Source organism: Lapillicoccus sp. (assembly GCF_036559105.1).
GTDB lineage: Bacteria > Actinomycetota > Actinomycetes > Actinomycetales > Dermatophilaceae > Lapillicoccus.
In genome coordinates this window covers 51427-67783 of sequence record NZ_DATBTV010000065.1, presented here as the reverse complement: position 1 = coordinate 67783, position 16357 = coordinate 51427, and the positions used below count along the sequence as shown (strand labels likewise).

Annotated in this window: 16 protein-coding genes and 1 pseudogene; 14 read left to right on the top strand and 3 right to left on the bottom strand. The window is 71.7% G+C overall.

The window, feature by feature from the left end; genetic code table 11:
• Together VIG79_RS08820 and VIG79_RS19790 are read right to left on the bottom strand one after the other, a co-directional pair.
• Window positions 1-2904 (bottom strand): FtsK/SpoIIIE domain-containing protein (locus VIG79_RS08820; RefSeq protein ID WP_331884677.1); only part of this gene is annotated, 2904 nt, incomplete at its 3' end.
• A gap of 171 nt (window positions 2905-3075) precedes the next feature.
• A pseudogene (locus VIG79_RS19790) lies at window positions 3076-3417 on the bottom strand (FHA domain-containing protein); the annotation flags it as partial.
• Between the two features lie 337 nt (window positions 3418-3754).
• Here VIG79_RS19790 and VIG79_RS08815 point away from each other — a divergent pair.
• The 10 genes from VIG79_RS08815 to VIG79_RS08775 all read left to right on the top strand — a co-directional run bounded on the left by VIG79_RS08815 (window position 3755) and on the right by VIG79_RS08775 (window position 11383).
• The gene (locus VIG79_RS08815) at window positions 3755-4984 is read left to right on the top strand and encodes a CpaF family protein (RefSeq protein ID WP_331884675.1); all 1230 of its coding nucleotides are present in this window, start codon (window positions 3755-3757) and stop codon (window positions 4982-4984) included.
• Window positions 4984-5850 carry a type II secretion system F family protein gene (locus tag VIG79_RS08810; RefSeq protein WP_331884673.1) on the top strand — a complete coding sequence of 289 codons (867 nt, stop codon included), beginning with the start codon at window positions 4984-4986 and terminating at the stop codon, window positions 5848-5850. Before VIG79_RS08815 ends, VIG79_RS08810 begins: the two co-directional genes overlap by 1 nt.
• Window positions 5847-6806, top strand: coding sequence for a type II secretion system F family protein (locus VIG79_RS08805; RefSeq protein WP_331884671.1), 960 nt, complete (start codon window positions 5847-5849; stop codon window positions 6804-6806). The genes VIG79_RS08810 and VIG79_RS08805 overlap by 4 nt, the downstream gene beginning before the upstream one ends.
• Before the next feature lie 30 nt (window positions 6807-6836).
• Complete coding sequence (locus tag VIG79_RS08800; RefSeq protein ID WP_331884669.1) at window positions 6837-7055, top strand: hypothetical protein; 219 nt, start codon at window positions 6837-6839, stop codon at window positions 7053-7055.
• Between the two features lie 6 nt (window positions 7056-7061).
• Window positions 7062-7463 carry a TadE family protein gene (locus VIG79_RS08795; RefSeq protein WP_331884667.1) on the top strand — a complete coding sequence of 134 codons (402 nt, stop codon included), beginning with the start codon at window positions 7062-7064 and terminating at the stop codon, window positions 7461-7463.
• On the top strand, window positions 7460-7909 hold the full coding sequence (locus VIG79_RS08790) for a pilus assembly protein (protein WP_331884665.1): 450 nt from the start codon (window positions 7460-7462) through the stop codon (window positions 7907-7909). The genes VIG79_RS08795 and VIG79_RS08790 overlap by 4 nt, the downstream gene beginning before the upstream one ends.
• Window positions 7910-7937: 28 nt before the next feature.
• Window positions 7938-8399, top strand: a complete 462-nt coding sequence (locus VIG79_RS08785; protein ID WP_331884663.1) for a pilus assembly protein TadG-related protein — start codon at window positions 7938-7940, stop codon at window positions 8397-8399.
• A gap of 134 nt (window positions 8400-8533) precedes the next feature.
• Complete coding sequence (locus tag VIG79_RS19785; protein WP_414672606.1) at window positions 8534-8905, top strand: GNAT family N-acetyltransferase; 372 nt, start codon at window positions 8534-8536, stop codon at window positions 8903-8905.
• A 45-nt stretch (window positions 8906-8950) separates the two neighbouring features.
• Window positions 8951-9271 (top strand): DUF1778 domain-containing protein, encoded by a 321-nt coding sequence (locus VIG79_RS08780; RefSeq protein ID WP_331884661.1) that lies wholly within the window; start codon window positions 8951-8953, stop codon window positions 9269-9271.
• Between the two features lie 63 nt (window positions 9272-9334).
• Window positions 9335-11383 carry a CHAT domain-containing protein gene (locus VIG79_RS08775; protein WP_331884659.1) on the top strand — a complete coding sequence of 683 codons (2049 nt, stop codon included), beginning with the start codon at window positions 9335-9337 and terminating at the stop codon, window positions 11381-11383.
• 3 nt (window positions 11384-11386) lie between these two features.
• On the opposite strand, the gene VIG79_RS08770 is transcribed toward VIG79_RS08775, so the two are convergent.
• Complete coding sequence (locus VIG79_RS08770; protein WP_331884657.1) at window positions 11387-12463, bottom strand: hypothetical protein; 1077 nt, start codon at window positions 12461-12463, stop codon at window positions 11387-11389.
• Between the two features lie 514 nt (window positions 12464-12977).
• Between VIG79_RS08770 and VIG79_RS08765 the strand changes: the two genes are divergently transcribed.
• From VIG79_RS08765 to VIG79_RS08750, 4 genes are all read left to right on the top strand, one after another.
• Window positions 12978-13373 carry a hypothetical protein gene (locus tag VIG79_RS08765; RefSeq protein WP_331884655.1) on the top strand — a complete coding sequence of 132 codons (396 nt, stop codon included), beginning with the start codon at window positions 12978-12980 and terminating at the stop codon, window positions 13371-13373.
• Window positions 13374-13455: 82 nt separating this feature from the next.
• A complete protein-coding gene (locus VIG79_RS08760) occupies window positions 13456-13833 on the top strand; it encodes a GNAT family N-acetyltransferase (RefSeq protein WP_331884653.1) in 378 nt (125 codons plus the stop codon).
• A 10-nt stretch (window positions 13834-13843) separates the two neighbouring features.
• Window positions 13844-15337, top strand: coding sequence for an NAD(P)/FAD-dependent oxidoreductase (locus tag VIG79_RS08755; protein ID WP_331884651.1), 1494 nt, complete (start codon window positions 13844-13846; stop codon window positions 15335-15337).
• Complete coding sequence (locus VIG79_RS08750) at window positions 15334-16266, top strand: SDR family NAD(P)-dependent oxidoreductase (RefSeq protein WP_331884649.1); 933 nt, start codon at window positions 15334-15336, stop codon at window positions 16264-16266. The genes VIG79_RS08755 and VIG79_RS08750 overlap by 4 nt, the downstream gene beginning before the upstream one ends.
• Window positions 16267-16357: the final 91 nt, after the last annotated feature.

Genomic DNA, 16357 nt, shown 5'->3' with positions numbered 1-16357 from the left:
CATCGGCAACGTGAGGGACGTTGGCAGTCGGCGGACTCGCGCCGGCGCACCGGCCGTCCAGTGGCACGGCATGTCGGCGGTGAGGGCGGTGAGGACCGCCACCGGATCGGGCCCGAGCCAGCCGACCTGGACCTCGCGATGGGTTCTCGCGTCCAGCGCGCGCCCCGGAGGCTGATGGCCAGGGACGGCGCGGGTCGGGATCCCGGCGAGCGCGAGCTCGACCGGGTCGCCCAGAGCGAGCACGAGGCGCTGACCGAGTAGCCCGGCGAGCTGACCCGCCAACACCGCACGGCCGCCGGTGACGACCACTCGCAGTCCCGAATCGCTCGAGGTCTCGAGCAGGGCTCGCACGTCCGCGGCCAGGGACCCGTGCGTGTGCGCAGCGAGGCGTTCCCACCCGTCGATGAGCAGGACCGGGCGCGCCCGCGCCGGGTCTCCGTCCGGCAACAAATCCGGACCCGGACCCGGACCCGGATCCGATCTTCGACTGGGACTGAGGGCGGCGAGCCGGTCCAGTACCAGACGAATGTGATCCGCGTCGTCAGCATCGGCGACGGCCGCGACATGAGGCAGGACCGCCAGGGCCGACAACGACGGCGGACCGATCGCGTACAGGTGGAGCTGGCTCGGCGCCAGACCCTGCGTCAACTGGGCGGCGATCGTCAGGACGGTGGAGGTCCGACCGCTCCGTCCACCGCCGGCGACCCCCAGGTGACCGTCGCCGATCGACCAGCACCAGGTGGTTTGGCTCTGCTCGGCCGGGATGTCCTCCAGCCCGAGCGGCACCGACTCCAGGGTCATGGCCGACTCGAGTGACCGGACGTCGAGCCGGTCCGGAAGGGGTGGCAGCCATGGCGACGGCGGTCCGGGGATGCCCAGGATGGTGGTCGCCCCTCGGACCGCGTCGACGATGCGCTCGAGGTCGCGGCGGTCCGGTTCGGTCCCACCAGCGTCGGTCCGGGCGGTCGGGTCAGTGGGGGCGATCGCGTCAGTCGGGTGAGTCAACGCCGCAACCGGACTGTGATCCGCGGCTGCTCCTTCGGGGCGGTCCGACCAGCCGCGATCGAGCGGGGTCACCGTCAGCCGCCGAACCGGGGCCGCCGCCGCGGTGACCCGCGCTGACTGGAACCGCGTGAGCGGGGTCGCGGCTCCGCGCAGGGTCGCCCGCCCGGGGGTGGTGGCGTCGATCGAGGCGGCGTCCGGGTCGTCCAGCACATCCACCGAGTCGGTCCGGTCACGGACCCGGAGGGCGATGCGAAGGCTGACGTTCGCCCGGATGTCGGCCGAGACGATGCCGCCGGGACGCTGGGTCGCTAGCACGAGGTGGACACCCAGCGAACGCCCGACCGCAGCGAGCCGGACCAGGCCGTGCACGAAGTCCGGAAGCTCCTCGGCGAGGACACGGAACTCGTCGATGGCGATGACCAACCGCGGTACGGCGGGAAGAGCGGCGTCTCTGGCTCGTGCCCGCCGGTACTCGTCCATGTCGCCCGCCCCGACCGCGGCGAACAGGCGTTCGCGGCGCCGCAGCTCGGCCGTCAATGAGGTCAGCGCTCTCGCGGTGAGCTGCCCGTCGAGGTCCGTCACCACGCCGACGACGTGCGGCAACCGCGAGCAGTCACGGAACGCCGCTCCGCCCTTGTAGTCCACGAGGAGGAACGTCAGCTCGTCGGGCCGGTTCGCCAGGGCCAGTGAGCAGACCAGCGTCTGCAGCAGCTCCGACTTCCCCGCGCCCGTGGTCCCGGCGATCAGCGCATGCGGGCCGTCGACCGCGAGGTCGACCGCCAAGGTTCCGGCCGACGTCACCCCGAGCACCGCGCGTGTCGACGCCGACCGTCGTTGCCAGCACGCCACGACTGACCCGGCGTCGACCCCGCCCACGAGGTCGAGCAGGCCGACCGAGACCGGAAGATCGGTCCTCGCTCCCACCGCGACGCCCGACAGCTCCCGCAGCGGTGCGAGCGCACGGGACACGCGGTCGACCCACGAGCGACCTGGCTGATCGGGAACCAGGGCGCACGCGGCCCCGTCCGCGCTCGAGAGGATCGCGCGACCTGACGCAAGAGCCAGCACGGCACCACAACGCGGGAGCTGCGCCCGAGACGTCGCGAGAACCACAGCCACGACACCGACCGACGGCCCGCGGCGCAGGACGAAGTCCAGCGTCGCGGCGGCGGCCCGCGCGACGGGCCAGCCGTCGACCACCACGACCACGAGAGAGCGCCCCGGCGGAGCGCGGACTCGGTCGGCATCCTCACGCCGGGCGATCTCCGCCAGCAGCCGGTCGAGATGCGGACCTGCCTCCTCGGCCATCGCCACGGCCCGGGTCTGCGGCAACCATCCCGCGAAGTCCCAGTCACCGACGCGGGTCGGCTCGGCCACCACCACGAGGAACTCGATCCGGCTCGGTGGGACCGCGGTCGCCAGACGGCCGACCACGGCAGCGGCCGAGGACGTGATGCCCCCACGCTCGCCGCATACGCCGAGAGCCCCGACCTCGGCCAGGTCCACAGTGACGGGGACGTCCTGCAGCCACATCGGCGCGGGAGCAGACCCACCGTCCAGCAGCACCTGGGACGGGCGCCTTCCGACACCCAGGCGAACCTCCGCACCGCGTCCACACCAGAGCGGGTCCGACCGGGTCTCCGCGACCGCCAGGACCTCGGCGAGCGGAGGATGCGACCGCTCCAGCCTCCGGCGCTCACGAAGCAGCGCGTGGTCGAGCGCTGCCCACGCGTCCTCGAGCGCCGTCCTGCGCTCGGCGTCCGACGCCGCCCCGGACCGACGGCGTCGCTCCCCGATCCACGTCGCGAACGACAGCACTGGTCCGGTCAGTCCGAACAGCAGCATGGTCGGCGAACGCAGCACCGCGGCGAGCACACCAGCCAGGATCAGCGGAACCATGAGCGCTACCAACGGAAAGCGCATCCGTGGGCGCTGACCAGGAGCGTCGGGAAACCGCACGCACTCCGGCCCGACCGGGCTCTTGGCGTCCGTGCTAGGCACGAGGAGATGTCCAGCCCCATCGGGCTGGAGGCTGCCCCCGCCTCGAGGACTCATCCGAACCTGAAGCCGCGTGCTCCCGATTTCTACGATGTCGCCCTCCGACAGCCTCCGCGGTGAGCTGTCGACGCGCGCGCCGCCTACCCAGGTGCCGTTCGTCCCTCCGACGTCCCGCACGGTGATCTCGGAGCCGCGTCGCACGTCGAGCTCCGCGTGCCGCCGGGATACGCGTGGGTCGGTCAGCACGACCGTCGTGTCATCGGCGCGGCCCAGCAGAGACCGCCCGAACGGCAGGGGGACGCGCAGCCCGACATCGGTACCTTCCAGCACCCGCAGCTCCCAGGGCGACGTCAGTGGCGAGGCAGTAACGGGGCCGTCGAGCTGCACGACGGCTCCGCGGAGCAGGGGCGGCATCCCCACGAGCGCCGTGTCGGGTACGGGTCGGCCGGCGACCGAAAGACCCGGCGCACCGAGGGCACGAGCGAGCTCACCCGCCCGTGTCCCTGGTGCGCACTCCACGACGACCACGCGGGTGGGCACCGCCGAACCCGCCCTCCGAACCGTCAGCTGGATGCGCATATGAACCCTCCTGACGGCATCACACCGTTTTCCGGTGACATCCGTCGGAAGTTATCCACAGGCCAAAAGAACCTGTGCTTGCGTGGTCCTGCGGCCCGTGGCGTGCCCTTACGATGACCGGCATTGACAGGCGGGTACGGCGACGGCCCGAGTCGCTGGGGAGGGGACGTCGATGACGGATGCCGTGCGAGTCGTCGAGGATGAGGTCCGAGAGCTCATCCGCCGGTCCGGGCTGGACCCCGCCCGTCACCCCGCCGAGGTCGGCCGTCTGGTCCACGACGTCATCACGGACTACGACGAGCGGTCCCTGCACGGCGGCATGCCGGTGATCGTCGACCGGCAGGAGGCGGCCAAGCAGGTTCTCGACACCGTGGCGGGATTCGGGCCTTTGCAGCCGTACTTCGACGACCCGACCGTCGAGGAGATCTGGATCAACGAACCGTCCAAGATCTTCATCGCCCGGCGTGGGGTCGCCGAGCTCACCACGACCATCCTGACGCCGGACGAGGTCCGCGACCTCGTCGAGCGGATGCTGCGCACCTCGGGTCGTCGGGTCGACCTGTCCTCGCCGTTCGTGGACGCCACGCTCAGCGACGGCTCCCGCCTCCACGTCGTCATCCCGGACATCACGCGCGACCACTGGCACGTCAACATCCGCAAGTTCGTCGTCCGCGCCGACCACCTCGAGGACCTGGTCCGGCTCGGCACACTCACCGCCCAGGCCGCGCGGTTCCTCGAGGCCTGTGTCGTGGCCGGGCTCAACATCCTGGTCGCCGGCGGCACGCAAGCCGGCAAGACGACTCTTCTGAACTGCCTGGCCGCGTCGATCCCCTCGCGCGAGCGCGTGGTCACCTGCGAGGAGGTGTTCGAGCTCAAGATCCCGCTGCGCGACGTCGCGAGCATGCAGTGCCGCCAGCCGAGCCTCGAGGGCACCGGTGAGGTGCCACTACGCCGCCTCGTCAAGGAGGCGTTGCGGATGCGGCCGTCGCGCATCATCGTGGGCGAGGTGCGACAGGCGGAGTCGCTGGACCTGCTCATCGCCCTCAACAGCGGGGTCCCCGGGATGTGCACCCTCCACGCCAACTCCGCTCGCGAGGCGATCGTCAAGATGTGCACCCTGCCGCTGCTCGCCGGCGAGAACGTCGGATCGAGGTTCGTCGTGCCGACGGTCGCGTCGTCGGTCGACATCGTCGTCCACCAGGCCATCGACCGTGACGGCGTGCGTCGGGTCCACGAGATCGTCGGTGTGCCCGGTCGGATCGAGGGCGACGTCGTGGAGATCGCCGACCTCTTCGTCAGCCGTGGCGGACGACTCACACGCGCAGACGGTTTCCCACCGCATACCGAGCGGTTCGAGCGCACCGGCTACGACCTCAGCGTGCTGCTGGCCCAGGAGACCTGATGCGGGGCGTGATCGTCGGACTCCTGCTGGGCATCGGCCTGTTCTGCATCTGGTGGTCGTTCTGGCCTCGTGAGGAGCACAGGTCCGAGCCACGACGAGCCGGCCCGAGAGCCCGGCTCCAGGACGACATCACCCAGGCCGGCTACACCAGCGTCAGCCCCGGAAACGTCCTCACCGCAGGAGCTCTCGCCGGGCTGCTGGTCTTCGCCCTCGTGCAGGCGAGTGCCCGCGTCGTGCCTGTCGCGCTGTGCTTCGGAGTGATGGCCGCGTATGCGCCGTTCGCCCTGGTGCGGATGCGCGCGCGCTCGCGACGCGCCCACCTTCGTGACCTGTGGCCGGACGCTGTCGACAACATCGCCTCGGCGGTCCGAGCTGGGTTGGCACTGCCGGAAGCGTTGAGCCAGCTCGCGATCCGCGGACCCGAGGAGCTGCGACCCGCCTTCGCAGCCTTCGGCGAGGACTACCGCACGACGGGTCGTTTCCACGACTGCCTCGACCGGCTCAAGGAGAGGTTGGCCGACCCGGTCGGCGACCGGCTGGTCGAGTCGCTGCGGATCGCCCGTGAGGTGGGCGGCTCTGACCTCGGCCGCCTGCTGCGCACGCTGTCGACCTTCCTGCGCGAGGATGCGCGGACGCGTGCGGAGCTCGAGACGCGCCAAGGCTGGACGGTCAACGCAGCCCGCCTCGCCTGTGCGGCGCCGTGGGTCGTCCTCGCGATGATGTCGTTCCAGCGCGACTCGCTGCGGGCCTACAGCTCACCCGCCGGTGTCGCCGTGCTGCTCGTCGGCGCGGCCGTGACCCTCGTTGCCTACCGGCTGATGGTCCGGATCGGCCGACTGCCGCAGGAAGAGCGGGTGCTGCGATGAGCTGGCTCTTCTCGGCAGGCACCTCGGGCTGGAGCTGGCTCGGCGCTCTCGTCGGCGCCGTCGTGGGGGTCGGACTGCTCCTCGTCGTCGTCGGGCTGCCGGTGTCACGACGGCCGGGCCTCACGGAACGGCTCGAGCCGTACCTGCGCGACCACCCACGACCGTCCCGCCTGCTCAACCGCACCGAGCCCGTCTCGGTCGTCGGTGTCGCTCGCCTCGTGCGGCCCCTCATTGCCGACCTGGGCCGGGTGGTCGAGAGGCTCCTCGGCGGCGCGGCGTCCGTGCGCCGCCGGCTACTGCGCGCCGGAATGCCGCCGGACGTCGAACGCTTCCGCGCCGAGCAGGTCGTCTGGGGCGCTGTCGGCGCGCTGGTCGGGGTCGTCCTCGGCGTCCTCGCGATGCTGTTCCGGGGTGCGTCGGCGCTGCCGGTGGTCCTGCTCGTCGTCTGCTTCGCCGGGGCGGGAGTCGTTGGACGCGACATGTGGCTGACCAGAGCGGCCAACCAGCGGGAGCGGCGCATGCTGGCCGAGTTCCCCACGATCGCCGAGCTGTTGGCCCTCGCCGTCAGCGCCGGGGAGGGCGCGATCGGCGCTCTCGACCGCGTCTGCCGTCTCTCGCACGGCGAGCTGTCGTCCGAGCTCGGTGCCTGTCTCGCCGAGGCCCGCGCGGGAGCGAACCTGCCCACCGCCCTGCAGGGCCTGGCCGACCGGACCGGCCTGACCAGCCTGTCGCGGTTCGTCGACGGGATCGTCGTCGCCGTCGAGCGCGGCACACCTCTGGCCGACGTGCTGCGCGCCCAGGCGCAGGACGTCCGCGAGTCCGGCCGTCGCGCGGTCATGGAGGAGGGAGGACGCAAGGAGATCGGGATGATGATCCCGGTCGTCTTCCTCGTGCTTCCGGTCACCGTCCTGTTCGCCATCTATCCCGGCGTCGCCTTCCTGCGGCTCGCCGTCTGACACCGGAGCTCCAGCACCCGAGGAGAGCACATGACCAGAAGCCTGACCCGCCTCGCCGCCACGGCGCAGACGGTCGCATATACCGCCGCATACGCACGGCGAACCGATCGCCGTGACCGGGGCGACGTCCCGGGCTGGGTCTTGATCACGGTCATGACGGCGGGCCTCGTCTCCGCGATCTGGCTGCTCGCCGGACCCGCGCTGACGTCGATGTTCCAGGAGGCCTTGGCCAAGGTCACCGGGAAGTGACCACCGGTGCGTCGTCCTGACGCGCTGAGGGTCCGTCGCGACCGCGGGTCGGCCATCGCGGAATTCGCCATGGTCGGGGGTCTCGTCGTGCTCCTCGGCATGGGCATCTTCCAGCTGGCGCTGGTTCTCTACGTCCGCAACGCCCTGATCTCGGATGCCTCGGAGGGTGCGCGCCTCGGCGCGCGCGCGGGTGCCTCGTTGGACGAGGGCGCCGCGCGGACCCGTGATCTCATTGCCCGCGATCTCAGCGGCTCGTATGCGCAAGGCGTGACCGCGACTCGGCAGCTGACCTCTGCCGGTGTGCAGGTGGTCGAGATCCAGGTGTCCGCTCCGGTCCCGGTGATCGGTCTCGTCGGTGCCGGCGGCGTCATCACCGTCACGGGGCGTGCGTTCCAGGAGGGCCAGTGATCCGCCGCCTCCGCCTTCGGGTGGCACGGCGTGACCGCGGCCGCGCGATCGTCGAGTTCCTCGTTGTCGGGCTGCTCGTGCTGGTTCCCGTCGTCTACTTCGTCGTCACGCTCGCCCGGGTCCAGGCTGCGGCCTTCGCCGTGTCGACCGCGTCCCGGGAGGCCGGTCGCGCCTTCACGACCGCGACCGACGACGAGGCGGCCTACGCGCGAGCGCAAGCAGCCGCACGGATCTCGTTCGAGGACTACGACTTCGGCGCCGAGGGGACGATCCGGTTGCAGTGCGACGGTTCGCCCTGCCTGCGACCCCAGGGCCGGGTCGAGGCGGTCGCGATGGTCGACGTCCGGCTGCCCCTCATCCCCGACATCCTCAGTGGCGCGATCCCCGCGGTACTGCCGGTCTCCGCGACCCATGTCGCGACGGTCGACCGCTTCCGGGGCCGGTGAGGACCGTATGCGTGGTGTCCCTTTGACGATGCGGCGTCGCGCGGGCGGTGCCGGGCGCGACCGCGGCCAGGTGTCGATCCTCATCCTCGGGCTGCTCGGCGTGATCCTGCTCCTCGTCATCGGTGGGGTGGACGTCACCGCCGCGCAGATCGCCCGCGCCCGGTTGCTCGATGCCTCCGACTCCGCCGCACTGGAGGCGGCGAACGCCCTCGACGAAGTGGCCGCCTACTCGGGTGGGATCGGTGACTCGGTGGTCGTCAGCAACGGCACCGTCGAGCAGGCGGTGGAGGACAACCTCGGCGCGCGCCCGATGCCGTACGGCATCAGCGCCTGGCAGGTGGCGCGCGGGACCGGAACGACCGACGGCCGGACCGCGGTGGTCGTTCTCCAGGGGACGGCCGACCTGCCGATGACCGGTGGCGTCCTGGCGACGCTGGGCCGGTCCGTGACCATCACTGTCGAGTCCCGCGCTCGCGCACCGCTGCAATGACCCCACCGCGGATCGTCCCCCTGGACCGCGCCCGTCACGACTGGTCGGAGTTTCGGTCTGGCGAGTCGTTGCTCGATGAATGGCTCCAGTGGTTCGCCGGGCAGGCTGCGCGCCAGGACGGCTGAAGGACGTATGTGGTGACGGACGGCTCGCGGGTCATCGGCTACTACAGCCTGTGCTCGTTCCAGGCAGACCGGGCCGTGTCCCCGCCGCGAACCCACCCGGGGGACCACCTGATTCCGGCCATCCTGTTACCCCGCCTCGCGGTGGACACATCGGCCCAAGGATCGGGGCTCGGGAGCTCCCTGCTTCTCGATGCACTGCGGATGTCGGCACTGGTGGCCGATCGCCTAGGTGCGCGAATCCTGGTCGTGCACGCCCTGCACGAGACGGCGGCCGGCTTCTACCTTCGGCACGGGTTCACCCGCCTCGAGTCAGATCCCCTGAGTCTGCGCCTCCTCATGCACGACGTTCGAGCGACGCTCACCCACGCGAAACTCCGTTGACGACGTGAGTACAACGTACGTACTAATGTCGAGAAGGGGGCACCGGTGGATGGTCAAGATGCCGTGGCGCGCCGGTCAGAGCGCATCAACCTTCGGGTCGAACCTGAAGCCGACGACCTGCTTCGCGCAGCCGCTCGCACCCAGCACAAGTCGCTCAGCGCGTTCATGGTCGAGGCCGCGCTCGAGCGCGCCCAGCAGGTGATGGATGCAGAACGGCGAATCGTGCTGATGGCCGAGGAGTTCGACCGGATCGTCGAAGAGCTGGAGCGTCCGGGGCGGGTCCTGACGGCCTTGGTGGACGTCGCCGAGCGCGCCGGAGGCATCGACCGGAGCGCACAGGTCGGCTCGCGGATCTCGACGCCATGACACCGGTATCCAGCGGCCGCCTGCGGCACTCTTAGTCGAGGCAACCACGCGGGGAGGTGGCTCATGGCCGCCTGGGAGTACGACAACTTCGACCTCCTGATCGAGACGGAGGGCGACGGTGGGTACCGCGCGCGCGTCATCGGCGCGCCGACGGGAGAGAGCCCGAGCGCGACCTTCCAGATCCCCTTCGAACCGACCCAGCTCGAGAACCTCATGCTCAAGCTGGACCCGGGCCGCTCAGGAACCCGGCGAGTCGCCGCCGACCCGCAGTCGCAGGCCGCCCTCGACCTCGGCAGCGGGCTGTTCGAAGCCGTGTTCAGCAGCGACATCCGCCTCGCCTGGGCGCGCAGCATCGACACGGTGCGGGACGCGCGCCGTGGTCTGAGGCTGCGGCTCCGGCTCACCGAGGCGCCCGCCATCGCCGTGCTGCCGTGGGAGCTGCTCCACGACCGTCGCCAGAACAGTTTCATCGCGCAGTCGGAACGCACTCCCGTTGTCCGCTACCTCGAGGTCGCCGACACCCCGCGCACCCTCGACGTCGACGGACCGCTGCGCATCCTCGTCGTCATCGCGTCACCGACCGACATGCCCGAGCTCGACGTCGAGGCGGAGTGGAACCGTCTCAACGCCACTCTGGCCGACAGGGTCTCACAGGGGACGGTGCAGCTCGACCGGCTCGAACAGCCCACCCTGCAGGCCCTGCAGACGTGGATCCGCCGCCACGACGTCCACGTCCTGCACTTCATCGGTCATGGCGAGTACGACCGCCAGGCCCAGGACGGAGTCCTCGTCTTCTGCGACCGGTACGGACGCCCCGCGCCGGTCTCGTCCGGCGTCCTCGGCCCCTACCTGCGCGACCACGACCCGCTGCGCCTGATCGTCCTCAACGCCTGCCAGTCCGCGCGGATGGACAGCTCAGAACCCGTCCACGCGATGGCTCAGGCCCTCGTCCAGCAGGACTGCGTCGCGCTCGTCTCCATGCAGTTCCCGATCAGCGGGGACGCCGCCGCCGCCTTCACGGGCGAGTTCTACGGAGCGCTCGCCGACGGCCTCGCCGTCGACCAGTCGGTCAGCAGTGGCCGCAAGGCCCTGCTCGCCTCGTATGCGTCGGAGTGGGCGACGCCGGTGCTCTTCCTCCGCGATCCCGTGGGCCGGGTCTTCGACCACATCGTTCCGGTGTCGGAGGACCTCTCTTCCGGTGCGGGCGACGCGGGAGCGGCGGCTTCGGGGGCCGCCGCCGTCCTTGCCGTCGCCGCCGGCGAGGTGAACGGCGCGACAGGACCCGGAATCGCTGCCGAGCACAACCCCGCCCAACCAGCCGAACTCGCTGCCGGGACGTCGGTCTCAGCGGTGACGCCCAGCGAGCCCGACCCCCCAGCGTCCGGTACATCCGACGGGTCGGCCGCCGACTCGACCGAGGTGCTTGCGGCGCTCCGCACGCCCTCGGACGACAGCGCCGCCGTGGCAGCCGGCCCCGCGGCGGCCACGCTGTCCTTGGCCGTCGCCTCGTCGCCGAGGCAGCTCGTGGGCTCAAGCCTGACGCCGCCGCCAGATACCGTGCCGGCGACGACCGGGGCGACCCCATCTCCGAATCGGAACGCCGGGCGCATCGTCGCGCTCCTGCTGGTCATCGTCCTGTTGGGTTACCTGGCGTGGTGGTTCACCCACCGTGCGACCGACGACGACGGCCACGCAACCCCGCCGCCGACCACCACGACCGCGCAGACGACGACGACGAACGACGCGCCGACCGTGTCGCGGCAGGTCACCGTCGCCGGTGCGAAGGCGTGGACCGACTCGGGAGTCGCCTGCGAACCCGGCAAGAGCTTCGAGCTGGTGGCCAGCGGCACGGTGTTCCATGACCCGGCCGACGGGGTGGGTCCTGACGGGTCGACGAACGCCTCACTGCGCCAGTTCAACCTGCCGGGCCTCTCGGGCGCCAACCACAGTGCCCTCGTCGCGAGCCTGGACACGAAGGCGCCGTTCACCGTCGTCGGCGGCTCCGCTACCTATACCTGCACGGCAGCGGGCGAGCTGTTCCTCGGCCCCAATGACAGCGGCGTCGACAACAACCACGGCCAGTGGACGGTGACCGTCACCCCGTCCGGCTGAGGGTCAGGCCGACGCCGCGGACGCCGACGACGGTGCGGCCGGCGCGCCGCGGGCGATCGCTCGCTTGATGTTCGTCAGCAGCTCGCTCTCGGGCACCGAGACCTCGACCTCACCGGGCGCACCTGTCGAACCGGGCGCCCCAGCCGCCCCGACCGCCCGGAGCGCCGACGCGGTGTAGGCGGGGTTCTGGTCGCGCGCCAGCACCCGAGGCGTCGCAGCCGCGGGGTCCTGGTCGGCGCGGGCCGGCTGTCCACCGGATCCGCCGGACTTGAACGTGATGAGCCGCTCGAGCAGCTCGAACCAGAACGGCGCGCCGACCATCACGAGCACCGCCGTCAGCGCCCAGCCGAGCAGGTGCCCGCTCCACCAACCGAACCCGTCGGGCACCACCCCCATCCAGCCGACGGGTATCGACACCTCGGTCAGCGTGTTGGTGATCCCCGCGACGTCGCGCAGCAGCGGGGCGTTGCCGCTCTCCCCGACGTTCTGGGCCGCCGACACCACCGCCTCCCGGGTCACCGGCGCGGTCCACAGCCGGGCCGCGACGTCCGGCGTCGCCGCGTTGACCAGCACCGCCAGCACGAACCCGAGCGCCCCCAACCACAGCGTGGCCTGCCGCTTGTAGGAGTCGGACAGCCGCCCCATCGCCTCGTCGAACCACCGCTCGAGCCCGGCCCGCAGCTCGAGGGTGTCGTTGCTCGACTCCTGGAGCAGCGCCTGGAGCCGGTCTCGCAGCTGACCGGGCAGGACGGTGTCGGGTGACGAGCCGGCGTCCGAGGCCAGCTCGAGCACGGCGTCCGCGAACGACTTCGCCGAGAGGTATGCGGGTGCCTTGCCGTCGGACGAGCCGGTCGCCGCCGCATACACGGAGGTTCGCTGGAGGGCCGCGAGCGCGGTCTCGGCGTCGGCGCCGCCGTTGCCGGCGCCCCCGAGCAGCGAGCCGAGCGCCGCCTGGAGGTTCTTGGCGCGCGTCCGAGCGAGCCGGTTGATCAGCTCCAGGATGCTCGACGTGGCGGTCGCGAGGATGAACAGCAGGAGCACCAGCCCGATGGCGGTGTCCAGCGACTGCGACCCGAACATGTCCCGACGATAGGGGCAGCGCCGGACAATCCCCGGGAGCGGCGGCGCCAGACGGCGGGGCGCCGAAGCAAGCCGACAGCCCAGCGGCACCGAACCACCTCCGACCGGGTCGTCGGCTCGGCGACCGTGCGGCGAAAGGCGACCGATGGCAGCGGGAGTGCTGCGTGACGGGCGACCGGCACCCGCCTGGCGTGGGGGGGCAGCGCCCTCGGCAGTCAACGACTCTGCTGTCGACGACTTCGTGGAGGTTCTGGCGGCTCTCCGGATCGCTCCGAAGCAGGCTCCGGACGCCGGAACGAACCTCACGCCTCCCGTGCCGGCGGACCGGCCCCCCGCGGCCGCTTCACCCGACCTCGCCCGAAGCACCTCGAAACCCGCACCGAACCACCCTCGTTCGACGTGGGCCATCGGCCGGCTGGTCGCCGCAGTGATCGTGCTCGGCGCGCTCGGTGGAGCGACCTGGGTTTTCTCACAGCGATCGCCCGACGCGACCCTCGACACCACGACAGCGACGTTGACCGGGACCGCACCGACCGACGCGCCTCCGGTCGTCTCGATCCAGGTGAGCGTCATCGGAGCCAAGGACTGGACCGACTCCGGTGTCTCGTGCGCGGCGGGTCACACCGTCGAGCTCAACGCGACGGGTATCGTGCTCGCCGCCGCGACCGTCCCCGTCGGACCCGACGGATCCCCGAACCCGGCGTACCGGTCGTCGAACCTCGAGGGGCTGGGGGCCGCCAACCACGCGGCACTGGTCGCGTCGGTCGACCGCACCGCACCGTTCGCCGTGGTGGGCTCGTCCGCGACGTACCAGTGTCCCGGCGCCGGGAAGCTCTACCTGGGCGTCAACGACATCGGGCTCGACAACAACAGTGGCCAGTGGACGGTGACCGTCACCCCGGACGAGTGACCCGCTGCTGCCCGGCTCCGCGAGCGCCAGCGGGCTCCCCGCTCTACAGCGGGATCTCGGAGCGGTCGAGTACGGTCTTCCGGTGACCGACCAGCACGCAACCTCGGCCAAGGCGGCCGGAGGCGCCCAGCCCGGTGCGACGTCCGTCCGGGACAACCCGGCCGAGCATCGCTACGAGATCGTCGTGGCCGGCCGACTGGCCGGGTTCGCGGCCTACCTCGACCGGCCTGGTGGCGAGGGCGGAGGTCAGCGGCGGGTCTTCGTCCACACCGAGATCGACCCGAACTACGAGGGTCAGGGCCTCGGCGCAGTTCTCGTCAAGGGAGCGCTCGCCGACGTCCGCGCCGCCGGGCGACGGGCCGTGCCGGTCTGCCCGTTCGTCGCGGCCTACGTCAAGCGGCATCCCGAGGAGGCCGACATCGTCGACCGCGCGACGCCGGCCATCCTGTCGTCCCTCTGAGCCCCCGCAGATGTCCGAGCGGGACGTCGACGTCCTCGTCATCGGGGCCGGTCTGGGCGGGATCGGCGCGGCGTGGCACCTGCAGCACGAGCGACCCGGCACATCTTTCGCGATCCTCGAGGCGCGGGCCGCGATCGGCGGTACCTGGGACCTCTTCCGGTTCCCCGGGGTACGGTCCGACTCGGACATGCATACGCTGAGCCTCCCGTATGCCCCCTGGCGCGGCACCGACTCGCGCGCCGGGGGAGCGGAGATCCGCGAGTACCTGCGGGAGACCGCGGACGCATACGGCATCGACACGCGGATCCGGTTCGGGCGCAAGGTGACTCGTGCGGAGTGGTCGTCCGCCGAAGCGCGCTGGACCCTCGACGTGCTCGCCGACGGGCGCCCGGAGACGTGGACCTGCTCGTTCCTCTACGGGTGCACCGGCTACTACGACTACGCGAGCGGCTACACGCCGCCCTTCGCCGGCATCGAGGGCTACCGGGGACGGGTCGTCCACCCGCAGCTCTGGCCCGACGGCCTCGACGTCCGGGGGCGACGGGTCGCGGTCGTCGGCAGCGGGGCGACCGCGGTCACCCTCGTCCCGGCCCTGGCCGACGCCGGCGCGGCGGTCACGATGGTCCAGCGGTCTCCGAGCTGGGTGGCCGGCGTGGACCAGCACGACCCGGGAGCGGCGCGGCTTCATCGCTGGCTGCCCGACCGGATGGTCGCGTCGGTCCTGCGGACGCAGAACGCCGCGTTGAGCATCGGGCTGTACGAGATCTCCCGCCGGGCTCCGCGGGTCGCCGCCGCATACCTGCGCCGCGGTATGCGGGCGGTTGTCGGTGAGGCGACCATCGCCGAGCACTTCACGCCGCACTACGGCCCGTGGGAGCAGCGCCTGTGCATCGCCCCGGGCAACGACTTCCTCCGCACGATCGCGGACGGGCGGGCCGAGATCGTCACGGACCGCATCGAGCGGTTCGTGCCCGAGGGGCTCGCGCTCGGCTCCGGCCGCGTGGTCGAGGCGGACGTCGTCGTGACCGCGACCGGGCTGTCGCTGCAGGCGCTCGGAGGCCTGAACCTCGTCGTGGACGGCCGCCCCGTGGATCTCGGGAAGACGTTCGCCTACCGCGGCACCATGCTGAGCGGTGTGCCGAACCTCGCCCTCTGCATCGGGTACGTCAACGCGTCGTGGACCCTGCGGGCCGAGGTGACCCACGCCTTCGTCTGTCGGGTGCTCGCCTACCTCGACGAGCACGACGCGGAGTCCGCCATGCCCGTCGCGCCGGGGGGTATGCGCCCGCGTCCGCTCCTCGACCTCACCTCGGGGTACGTAGTGCGGGGGCAGGACCGGTTCCCGAAGCAGGGCGACCGAGAGCCGTGGACGATCCGGCAGAACTGGTTCGTGGACCGCCGAGCCGTGCGGCGCGCGCGGATCGAGCAGGACATGACCTTCGTGGCGCGTCGACGCCGCGCCACGGACCGGCGCTCCCCCCAGACCGTCGGGCGGACGTCGTGAGCGGGCTCCCGCGGTTCGTCTTCCGTGGGCGGACGGCCGTCGTCACGGGGGCCGCGTCCGGTATCGGCGAACAGGTGGCCCACGCGCTGGCTCGACGGGGCACGAACCTCGTGCTCCTCGACCGCGACGCCGAACGGCTGCGGGCGGTGGCCTCCGAGGTGCGCTTCCTCAATGCCGACGTCGAGGTGGGGACGATCGTCGTCGACCTGGCCGACGCGGAACGGCTCGCGGTCGTGGCCGAGGGCGTTCGGGCGACCCACCCCCAGGTGCACCTCCTGGTCAACAACGCGGGCGTGGCGCTGGCGGGGATGTTCCAGCAGACGGCGCTCGAGGAGTTCGAGTGGGTGGTGGACATCAACCTCCGCGCCCCGATCCGGCTGACCCACCACCTGCTGCCCGCGCTGGTGGCGGCCCGCAACGCGCACGTCGTCAACGTGTCCAGCATCTTCGGGATCATCGCTCCGCCGGGACAGACGGCATACAGCACGAGCAAGTTCGGGCTGCGCGGGTTCAGCGAGGCGCTCCGGTCCGAGCTGCGACCGCAGGGGATCGGGGTCACGACGGTGCACCCCGGCGGTATCCGCACCGCGATCGCCCGCAACGCTCGGGCGGCGTCCGGGGTCCGCGAGGAGGACGTGGCAGCGGGGCGGGAGACGTTCGACCGGATGCTTCGGATCCCGCCCGAGCGCGCCGCCGAGCTCATCCTGCGGGCCATCGAACGCCGCAGGGCTCGACTCCTCATCGGGGCCAGCGCCCGGATCCCCGACCTGGCCGCCCGCCTCGCGCCGGTCGGCCACTCCCTGGCGTTCCGGCCGATCCTGGCCCGGGCAACGCTGCGAAGCTCATCCGGCGACTCATCCGGCGCGGAAGTCCACACCCCCCAAGAGGGCACCGATCTTCCGCGACCGGTCGGGCCGCCCCAGCGATAGCCGCGCAGCCAGCCAGCCCGGCGGGGGTCGTCCACAGGATCGACGACGAACTGGCGGGTCCCCGCGAGGTGTCCGAGCGAAGCGGAGAGCC

Coding starts and splice junctions, on each gene's coding strand:
- VIG79_RS08810 (WP_331884673.1), top strand. CDS start 4,984: ATGCGGGGCGTGATCGTCGGACTCCTGCTGGGCATCGGCCTGTTCTGC.
- VIG79_RS08800 (WP_331884669.1), top strand. CDS start 6,837: ATGACCAGAAGCCTGACCCGCCTCGCCGCCACGGCGCAGACGGTCGCA.
- VIG79_RS08805 (WP_331884671.1), top strand. CDS start 5,847: ATGAGCTGGCTCTTCTCGGCAGGCACCTCGGGCTGGAGCTGGCTCGGC.
- VIG79_RS08770 (WP_331884657.1), bottom strand. CDS start 12,463: ATGTTCGGGTCGCAGTCGCTGGACACCGCCATCGGGCTGGTGCTCCTG.
- VIG79_RS08815 (WP_331884675.1), top strand. CDS start 3,755: ATGACGGATGCCGTGCGAGTCGTCGAGGATGAGGTCCGAGAGCTCATC.
- VIG79_RS08755 (WP_331884651.1), top strand. CDS start 13,844: ATGTCCGAGCGGGACGTCGACGTCCTCGTCATCGGGGCCGGTCTGGGC.
- VIG79_RS08775 (WP_331884659.1), top strand. CDS start 9,335: ATGGCCGCCTGGGAGTACGACAACTTCGACCTCCTGATCGAGACGGAG.
- VIG79_RS08785 (WP_331884663.1), top strand. CDS start 7,938: ATGCGGCGTCGCGCGGGCGGTGCCGGGCGCGACCGCGGCCAGGTGTCG.